This is a genomic window from Methanobrevibacter sp. (assembly GCF_045130115.1).
Lineage (GTDB): Archaea > Methanobacteriota > Methanobacteria > Methanobacteriales > Methanobacteriaceae > Methanocatella.
On the sequence record NZ_JBGUPC010000024.1, the window covers coordinates 87,413 to 97,078 of the forward strand.

The following is a 9,666-nucleotide window of genomic DNA, read 5'->3' on the forward strand; positions in this document are numbered from 1 at the left end:
TAACATGGAATTCATAGTCAGCAACAAGAAATACTCGATACTGAACCACGAGCTGTATATCAACTACATTATGGTGAACGAATACTTCAGGCAGTATTCCAAATATGACTATGACATTAATTTCGATTTTTTAAATCCGATTCTAAGCAAGGAAAAGATTGATTTTGACGATATCCTGGAAGGCACAAAGGACCTTGAGGAGCTGATAGAAAAAGAGGAAATCAGTTTCATTCCGGCAGGGCTCAGAATCGACGAGCATCTCAATGAGAATTTCAAGATTACCTATCAGGACCTGGAATTCGTTAATGTTAACGTTGGAGAGGCAATTCCACTATTGATTGCCCTGACCACCCTTCTGAATCACAGGCCCATAGTATCATTATATCAAATAGAAGATGAGCTAAATCATTTTCTTGAGAAATTCAGAACCTACAGAAATGATTAGGGCCTTATTTTGCATGGCCTTATGTGGCATGTGCTTGTCTTTTTCCAGTAGCAGTTGTTGCATGTCTTGCAGAAGCTTTCTCCGTCACCTTCAACCTGCCAGTCCACAAGGAAACTTGGATCATGGACAAATGGCCTCTGCATGGATATGAAATCTATGTCTGTGGTGTTTAGGATGTCGTTTATCTGATTTTGACTGGTTGCACCCCCTCCCAGGATGACCGGAATGTCAACCCTTTTGATAATTTCCTGTGCCGCATCAATCAGCGGGTTCTTATCACTATTTTCACGGGTGAAAAACTGTGGGGAGCGTGGACGGGTAATCTGAAGGCTGTCAACACCATGCTTTTCAAGCAATTGACATATATTGATGGTTTCATTCAGTGTCATTCCGTTGGTGGTTCCGTCAAATGCATTCAAACGGCAGTTTATATGGAGCTTTGTAGTCTTCTTAATGACCTTAATCATCTCAAGGACTATTCTCAGACGGTTCAATGTGCTGCCGCCGTACTTGTCCTCACGGCTGTTGAAGGTCGGATTGATGAATCTGGCAAGGAAATAATAGTTTCCAAGTCCAAGTTGGATTCCATCAAAACCTCCATAATCGAACTTTTGAGCTGCCATGATAAAATCAGCTTGAATCTTTCGCATATCTTCAATGCTTACATCCTCAATCGGAATGTTCTGCTGGGTTTTCTTGTTGAACTGAACCATACCGAGCTGGGCAAAGATCGGGACATCATAGATATGGACAAGGTCTGTCAGGTCACGGGCCTCCCTCACAAAGCGGTTATAATTGACGGTATTCGAATACTTGGAAAATACATCCCTCGGATAAAGGGAGTACAGTTCACTTATTATCAATCCAACACCGCTTGCGGCCATATTTTCATATCTATTATATATTTCAGGAGTCATGTTTCCTGATTTTTCCCTTTGGGATTCCCAAAGTCCTGTTCTAACTATTCTGCTGTTGAGCGTAAAATCCCCGAATTTGCATACATCAAATAAGTCTTTCATACTTATTGTTATAATTGAAATGATATAAATAATTAACAAAAATGTAATTTTCAAAAAAGCCATTGCAATGTTATAGCCTAATTTTTAATTAAAAACATCATAATTTAAGTTTTTGATTTTTAAACATTTTTATTATAGGATATCTTATTTTCCTAAATATTATTGTCATTTCTTGTATTGGATGGAATTAAACTGATTGTCTGAGTTTGCAATATTTCCATGACCTTGTAAAATTGAATGGATTTAAAACTGCTTATTTTAAATATGGAGAATGTACAATACTTTTATTGGGAAATAACTTGAGTAATATTTCCCACAACCGACTGCGCGAAAGGTTAGGCGGGATTTAATCTTGCCTAATCTCCTCCATTAAAAAATAATTATAAATATAATAATCAACATATCATTAGTTAATGTCTTTTAATATTATTTCAACATTTCTAATCGCTGTTGCCCTTGCAATGGATGCATTCAGCGTATCCATGACTAAGGGATTTACACAAAAGCAATTGACAAAACTACAAATATTATATTATGGACTCTTTTTTGGAGGATTTCAGGCATTAATGCCCATTTTAGGATTCTTCTGTGGCAATGCAATTGCAAGCATTGTCGAATCCCTTGCATCAATAATCGGCTTTATCCTTCTCCTAGCCATCGGATTGAACATGATTCGCGAAAGCCTTAGCGGTGGCGATGAAGAGATTACAGATCATTTCTCCTTCAAGGAGGTCACACTTCTTGCAATTGCAACCAGTATTGATGCATTTGCAGTCGGAATTACAATTGCGCTCCTAAAAGACCCGATATGGATATCCTCAGCAATCATAGGAATTGTAGCGTTTCTGTTTAGCATTGCAGGCATATTCATTGGTAAAAAACTTGGAAACTATGTTGGAGACAAATTCCAAATTCTTGGTGGAGTCATCCTTATCATAATCGGAATAAAGATACTGTTGGGATTTTGATTCCAGCTCATATTTCAAATATAATATGAATTAACATGCATCATCCTCATTTTTTTAAAAAACATCCTGGCGAAACATAGATTATCAATAATATTCAATGATGAATTCACATTTGGACCTATATTTCCAACATTTATGACCCATAGAAATTTAAAAAAATTAATTTTTTAAAGAAAGTAGTGAATATGAACCAAGACATATAGATGGAGCCATTATTATTTGCATGTTTTGAAAGATGAGGAAAATCATGATAAAATGTGAAATCTGAAAAAAATAATAAATTTTATAAAATTTAATAAATTTCATTATCAAAAAGGAATCTCCTAAGGTGTTTAATCCAAATTAATTATAATATTTTATGATATATCATAAATTGGAGTTATATCCTTATTATTGATATATAAGATAATATCCATTCGTTATATTCTGAATAAAAGGCAAATATCGATTATTTTTACTAAAATTCTTGTTAGTGTAATATTACCATAGTCGGAATAGTATTTCCATATATAATCCTTAAACATGTATTAATGGTAAAGTATGTAAAAATAGTTATAATATATATTTATCTATATTACCCACAATAAGTAGTAATAGTTATTTACATATTGTACTTATATAAGTATTATATGGATATACCCTACTTCTGTATTTCCATATATACAGAAATACAGAAATATATACTATCCATATATACAGATTATAGTAATTGTACTTATTTTACCACTACTACTCAAGTAATATTTAGAAAATGCTATAAATCAATAGCTCCATATATATCAAGCTAATGAAATATGGTATTTTCTTTAAATTTTGTTGTTTTTTAATAAATTTAATGAAATTTAATAAATTTCAGCGCTTATTACGATATTTAATAAATCTTACAAATCTCATTACAATGAAGAACAATATTCCGACAAAAAATACAAATCCTACAATGAGCAGCAGTATGAATAAATTATCAAAATTGGATCTGGTTTTATCAAATGTCACAGATCCGATCTTTTCATATTTTGGACCAATAGGAAGGTCTGATCCCTTAAATTGAGTATTATTAAAGAAAACATCATCAAAACAATCCGTATTATTCATGTCTACGAAATGCCCATCATCATTTGAAAGGTAAATATCAGTAACATTTCCGTTTTCACCATTATAAAAATCATAGGTAAAGACATCACGCCTATTAAGACCATATGAATCAGTTTGGGCCAATTCAACCATTGATTTTATATTATCAGTTGAATTTGAAGTAATATTGCCTTTTCTGGAAAACTCATATTTATTCGGCATTGAGATGTACTCTCCAGGTTTGAGCTTCCCTATTTTCAACATATCGTTAGTGGCAAAACCATAATTTCCATTAGGTGCCTTGATAATGATATGTCCTCGCTTATAAGGCTTTTTAATTTTCTGAATCTTTTGTAAAGCGTATTTTGAGATGCTATAATCGTCTGTAATCATTTCTGTGGCAATATTCTCACACTTCTGATTGTCTTCACCGTCATCAATTCCACCTAATCCAATTACCCAACCTTCTTTTGTAATAATTACATGATTAAAATAGCCATATTCAGTTTTATGCTGTTTAATCGAAGGATGGCCATGCCAATCTACCTGTTCGATGTAAACATCCGCGCTTAGATTAGCATCACGCCTATAAGACATAATGGTGTGATTGTCTTCTAGTTGCAAAATAACAGAACAACAGCCAAATTCATCGGTTTCATTAGAAATAACCGGCAATGCATCGGCATTTTGGTGAGACTGTATGGAATAAATTCCACATATCGAAATAAAAATTATAAAAATACTCAATACAAAAATTTTATTCTTTAAATTCATAGATATCAATAATTAAAATGTTTCATTAATATATTAGATTAATGTAGTATTTAAATTAGATTAATTTTGTATTGAGTTGAAAAAAATCAATTATGAAAATCTATTGGCATTTACCTTTAATTTATGTTTCATTTGTTCACGGTCAATGTGGATATATTTATCTGTTGTTTGAGAGTTGGAATGACCTGCAATTGACTGTACCTCAGCAACAGTCAATATTTCAGCATAATGGGACAGTGCAGTGTGTCTTAGGATGTGAACACTCACATTTTTTGTGTAGTTTATTGGGCAGTCGAATCCCTGAGTGCTTATCCTCTCATCACATTCACGGGCGTGTTTCTTGATGATATCCTGAACTGCACGTTTTCCTATACGCTTGCCTTTGATGTTTGTAAAGAGCTCTTCCCTTATTTTTTCTTCATCAGCCTTTTTTCGCTGAATGATGGGTCTATAAACTCCATTCGTATTTTTCCTAAGTTTTGTGGTGCGTTCCCTCATCATGTCATTCAGGCTTTCAAGTGTATCATAGGTAATGAATGTAGTACGGTCCTTCAGCTCACCTTTGGTAGTTTCTGCACGCAAATAAACATCAATAAACTCGTTGGTGTCTTCAGGCATTATGTAAAAACCGTTATCATCAAGAGGAACCTGAATATCGCTTTTGTTTAATAGGACCAGTTCCTTAAGCCTCATTCCAGAATCAATGAATGTCCTGCAAATTGCATAATCTCTAATATTTCCGCTTTGTTTGATGGTATCTAAAAAGAAATTGGATTGTTGCCATGTTAAAGAAATCTTTTCAATTCTTTTTTTAGCTGTTTCAGGATCTTCCGCCTTGACTTCAATGATATCCTTCATTTTGATTGTTTCGTGCTGGATTTCTTCCTGAACGTCTTCTGAGTTGATGAACTCCAAAATGTTCATCATATATGTCTTGACAGTGGTCCTCTTGTTGCCTCTCTGCTTCAGGCAGTGCCTACGGTAATGTCTTAATTGCTTTTTGACATTTTTGTCATTTAATTCATCTATTCCATTTGATTCCAAATATTCAATGAATTTGGATATATTGAATGTTTGTTTTTCGATTGTTTCCTTAGTTAAGTTTTTTACCTCTTGCTTTTCTTCCAAGTATTCATCTAGGTAGTCGTTTAGCTCATTGACTTCGATCATAAGCTTTTTGCCTCCTAAATTTCTTTACTCAAACCCTTGTTATACTATTGATTTTTTTAATATATAAAGACTTCGTATCTTTTCATTATTAACGTATATTATTACATAAAATATACGTTTTCTTTATATATAAAATTTGGATAATTTGGGAGTTTCAGAGGAAATGTTGAAAGTGAGGTAACACATATACATCAAGTGGTTTCAAAATGGTGATTTCTTCAGATTTTGATTTTGTAATAGAAATTTTAAAAAAAGTATTAAAAAAATATTTTGGAAATAATGTATAATATTTTTATCTCCTTCAACTATTTATCTTACCATGTATAACAACTACTACTTTTAATAGTGATAATTAAATATACCTCCTCAAATTATTGAATCCTTTACAATTAAATTGTAAACTATGAAACTAATCGTTGAAAAGATTCTCTCAATAAATATTTAAAGAAATTATGTAGTATTTAAAGCAATTTTTGAGAAAAATATTCAAAACTTAAATATTATCTTTTAACAAACTTCATAATACTTGAAACATCCACCATAATCAGTAAAAACTGATGATTTTCACTAGAAAAATATTAAAAACAACTCAATACTTAGATAAAAAATTATTTTTTTCATGAACTGCAGACTTTTTATTCAGTTCCGTTATATATTTATATATTCATTCATAGATTTTTAATTATATCTTGAATATTTTAAAAAAAATTGTTTTCAAGAATTTAATTCAATCTACACAAACAAATATTTATGGGGGAAAATTATGAAAAGAAAAATATTAATTTTATTCTTAACTATTTGCGTATTATTTACGCTTTCTAGTGTATGTGCTAATGAGCTAGATGACTCTAAGGTAAATAGTGTGGATGGAGATCAAATCGATGTTAAATCCTCTCAAGATGATAATTCACAATTATCCTTAGAAAAAAATAATGGAGATTCAATGTATCCTCAATATGAATCATCCGAAATTGATGATGAGGTTGATAATGACCTATCAAAAGACACTATTTTGGGCAAATCTAATGATGATGTGATCCGTTATAATATCGCTGAGTCATGGGATTATGAATTGATTAAAACTCCTAAGAATTATGGAGATAGGGAGCTTATTATAAAAGTAGTTGAAGAAAGAAACAGGTTGCCTATACCTAATGTAACAGTTAATTTTTATTGGAATAATAATCATAAAAGTGGAATAACAAATTCCGATGGTGAAGTTAAGTATATTCTTCCATTTGTTTATGGAACACATAAAATAGACATTACTATAAATGATAAAACTGATGGTGATGATCGTATTTCCTATGATTATTATGATGGAGGGTTTCCTACATCAGTGGCTTATTTAAAACTTTCAATTAAGGGAATTGATATTCCTACTAAATTGACAACATCTTTTCCTTCAGGAAAGTATTTCCAAGCAAAATTAGTTGATTATAATTTTAATAAACCTTTAAAAGATGTTAAACTTCTTTTAAAAATATTCACTGGTAAAACTTACAAAACTATAACTCTCACTACAGATTCAAATGGTGTTGCAAAATATGAATTATATAAATTAAGTGTTGGCAGCCATAAGCTGAAAGTCAGCATTAAGGATACTGTTCAATTTAAAGCAAATTCTAAATCCAGTTCAATTAAAATTTCCAAACCGTCATTAAAAGTTTCCGCTCCAAAAGTAAGGAATATTTATAAAAAGGGTGTTTTTAAAGTAACAGTTAAAAATAAAAAATTTGGAAATCCTATGAAAGGAGTTTTAGTTAAAATCAAAGTATATACAGGTAAAAAATACAAAATATATAAGATTAAAACAAACAGTAACGGAGTTGCTAGCTTAAAAACAAAATCTCTAAAAAAAGGTTCACATAAAGTTGTTGTTTCTATTAAAGGCAATTCCAAATATAAATCAGCATCAGTTAAAAGTAAGATTGTAATAGTTAAAAACAAAATTAAAACTAAATTCACTCGTGAAGGTCCAAATGGTCAGATGCTGGATTTCCTTAATCCTGGAGGAATATTTGCTGGAATTAAGATATATCCTAAATTAACTGATGCGAATGGTAAAGTTTTAAAAAAGAAAATTACTGTTAAAACTGCTTATAGAACAATTAACGGAAAATCTGGTGAAGGATTTTCCTTATCCACTTCCGAGTATTATGATGGTAAAGCAACAATTATATTTGCTGAAGACAATTACTATTGTGGCACAAAATTTGTTTATACTTTTTAATTGAGGAACCAATTTTTCCTCATATCCTTTTTTTAAAAAATTTTTTCATTTTAAGGAGAGTTGCAGATGATAAAGTATGTTGCATTACTATTAGTTATTTATAAAGACTACTATTTTTAATCATAGTAGTAAAATATAAAGACTATTACTTTTAATAATAATACATAATTCATATATATTTCTCCAAAATTTTTCTTTAATTTCAAATAACGGAATTGAAATTCCATATAAATTAATATATAGTATTATTTTTATCCTATTTAAGCTTAATCAAATTTTAGTAACTTTAAAAAATTGTTGCGACTTTAAAAAATTGCTTTCACTGAAACATAGTGTTTATAGCTACCTATCACATGAATGAAATAATTTAAACATTGAAAATATAACTTAACTCATGTACATGATAGCAAGTCTTGACTGCAGGTTCAAGACACACCAGAAAAATATTGAAAATATCCTCCAGCATTATGGACTTCGAAAGATTCAAAGCTCATTATATGCATGGGATTTAGCAATGGTGAAAAAAAAGATCACAGTGAGAATATCTCAAAAATCACTAGTGAAAACGACAGCATTGTGATTATTCCAATCTGTGAAAACTGCTATAGCAAAAAGTTAACTGCAGGGCGGGAAATGAAATTCAAGAATGATTTGTATAGTGTGTATTAGGATGAAACTGGTAATAGACGGATACACAAAGTCAATACATAAGAAAGACAACCGGATAGTTATACATGAAAAAAATCAAATAGTCGATTCTATCAGAGCAAGTGAAATAAATGACATAACAATTATCGGAAAGGGATACCTTACATTCGATGCCCTTAATTTGATGGCCGAAAACAACATTAAACTGATAGCAATCAATCCCCGGGGGCAACTCACATACACATTGGAATCACCTGACTGGCGAAACGTGAAACTTAAAAAAGAGCAGTATAGGTTAAGTGAAAATAGGCTAGGTCTTGAAATATCAAAGGAACTCATAATGTCAAAGATGAAAAACCAAAAGGCCACACTGACAACATTGAACAAGAATAGACATCTAAAAAGTGTGTATAATAATAGACAGAAAATTGAAGAGATTATAAGTCAATTGAATCAACTGCCCCTAAATGGAGACAATGAAACAGTGCGAATGAAGATTATGGGCCTTGAAGGAAAGGCATCAAATGAATACTGGAAAGGTGTGAAGTATTTCGTTCCAAAAGAAATTAATTTTAAGTCAAGAACAAAAAAACCATCAGATTTGCTTAATTCAATGCTTAACTACGGATATGCTATCCTCGCAAGCGAGATAACCAAAAGTATACTTGTTAACGGGTTGGATCCATACTGCGGACTGCTTCACTTTGACATGGACAATAGGACCAGCCTGACCTTTGACCTGATAGAGCCATTCAGGCAGCAGATTGTGGACAAGACTGTCATCAGTCTGGTCAACAGAAAGCAGGTAACTCTTGATGATATTGACAAAAGGAACAACACGATTAAATTGGAAGCTAGAAAATTAATCGTTGAAAAGATTCTCTCAAAAGTATACTCCACAATAACATATGGAGATGAAACTGTAAGCTATTCAGATTTGATTGTAAAACAAAGCGAGAACCTAGTGAATTCACTGTTGTATGGTGAAAAATTCAAGGGATTCTACTTGAGGTGGTGAGGAAACCTAAGGGATTTTTTGCCTGAAAAATGATGTCCTCAAAATTATTGAAAAATAACATTAGAATAATGATAATTTTCATTGATTTTGAGGAAACCTTATCCATAATTAAGTGTAAATAATGATGTCCTCACAAAGTTTTTTAAAGAGAAGATATAAACCTTTTAAATAGATATTTAAAGAAAAATTAAGTAGTGTTTAAATTGAATGTTTTCTAAGCAAATATTCAAAACCATTAGATGGGGATTAGATGAAATTATTTATAAAAATTTGGATGATAAAACTTTCAAAGAACATGGAAAAGATTTTTTAAACAATTT

8 protein-coding genes are annotated in these 9,666 nt (G+C 31.3%); 5 read left to right on the forward strand and 3 right to left on the reverse strand.

Annotation, left to right across the window (positions count from 1 at the left end; translation table 11 throughout):
- Positions 1-4: 4 nt before the first annotated feature.
- The gene (locus ACJMML_RS04505) at positions 5-445 is read left to right on the forward strand and encodes a hypothetical protein (protein WP_405306186.1); all 441 of its coding nucleotides are present in this window, start codon (positions 5-7) and stop codon (positions 443-445) included.
- Here the strand turns inward: ACJMML_RS04505 and ACJMML_RS04510 are convergent.
- Positions 442-1,464 (reverse strand): NADH-dependent flavin oxidoreductase, encoded by a 1,023-nt coding sequence (locus ACJMML_RS04510; RefSeq protein WP_405306187.1) that lies wholly within the window; start codon positions 1,462-1,464, stop codon positions 442-444. The two genes, ACJMML_RS04505 and ACJMML_RS04510, sit on opposite strands and share 4 nt — an antisense overlap.
- 413 nt (positions 1,465-1,877) lie before the next feature.
- Here ACJMML_RS04510 and ACJMML_RS04515 point away from each other — a divergent pair, with 413 nt between their 5' ends.
- A complete protein-coding gene (locus tag ACJMML_RS04515; RefSeq protein ID WP_405306188.1) occupies positions 1,878-2,432 on the forward strand; it encodes a manganese efflux pump MntP family protein in 555 nt (184 codons plus the stop codon).
- Between the two features lie 852 nt (positions 2,433-3,284).
- Here the strand turns inward: ACJMML_RS04515 and ACJMML_RS04520 are convergent.
- Positions 3,285-4,277 carry a hypothetical protein gene (locus ACJMML_RS04520; protein WP_405306190.1) on the reverse strand — a complete coding sequence of 331 codons (993 nt, stop codon included), beginning with the start codon at positions 4,275-4,277 and terminating at the stop codon, positions 3,285-3,287.
- Positions 4,278-4,367: 90 nt separating this feature from the next.
- A complete protein-coding gene (locus ACJMML_RS04525; RefSeq protein ID WP_405306191.1) occupies positions 4,368-5,447 on the reverse strand; it encodes a tyrosine-type recombinase/integrase in 1,080 nt (359 codons plus the stop codon).
- 763 nt (positions 5,448-6,210) lie between these two features.
- On the opposite strand from ACJMML_RS04525, the gene ACJMML_RS04530 reads away from it, so the two are divergent.
- From ACJMML_RS04530 to cas1, 3 genes are all read left to right on the forward strand, one after another.
- On the forward strand, positions 6,211-7,680 hold the full coding sequence (locus tag ACJMML_RS04530) for an Ig-like domain-containing protein (RefSeq protein ID WP_405306192.1): 1,470 nt from the start codon (positions 6,211-6,213) through the stop codon (positions 7,678-7,680).
- A gap of 394 nt (positions 7,681-8,074) precedes the next feature.
- The gene (locus ACJMML_RS04535) at positions 8,075-8,260 is read left to right on the forward strand and encodes a hypothetical protein (protein WP_405306194.1); all 186 of its coding nucleotides are present in this window, start codon (positions 8,075-8,077) and stop codon (positions 8,258-8,260) included.
- A 90-nt stretch (positions 8,261-8,350) separates the two neighbouring features.
- A complete protein-coding gene (cas1, locus tag ACJMML_RS04540) occupies positions 8,351-9,346 on the forward strand; it encodes a CRISPR-associated endonuclease Cas1 (protein WP_405306195.1) in 996 nt (331 codons plus the stop codon).
- Positions 9,347-9,666: the final 320 nt, after the last annotated feature.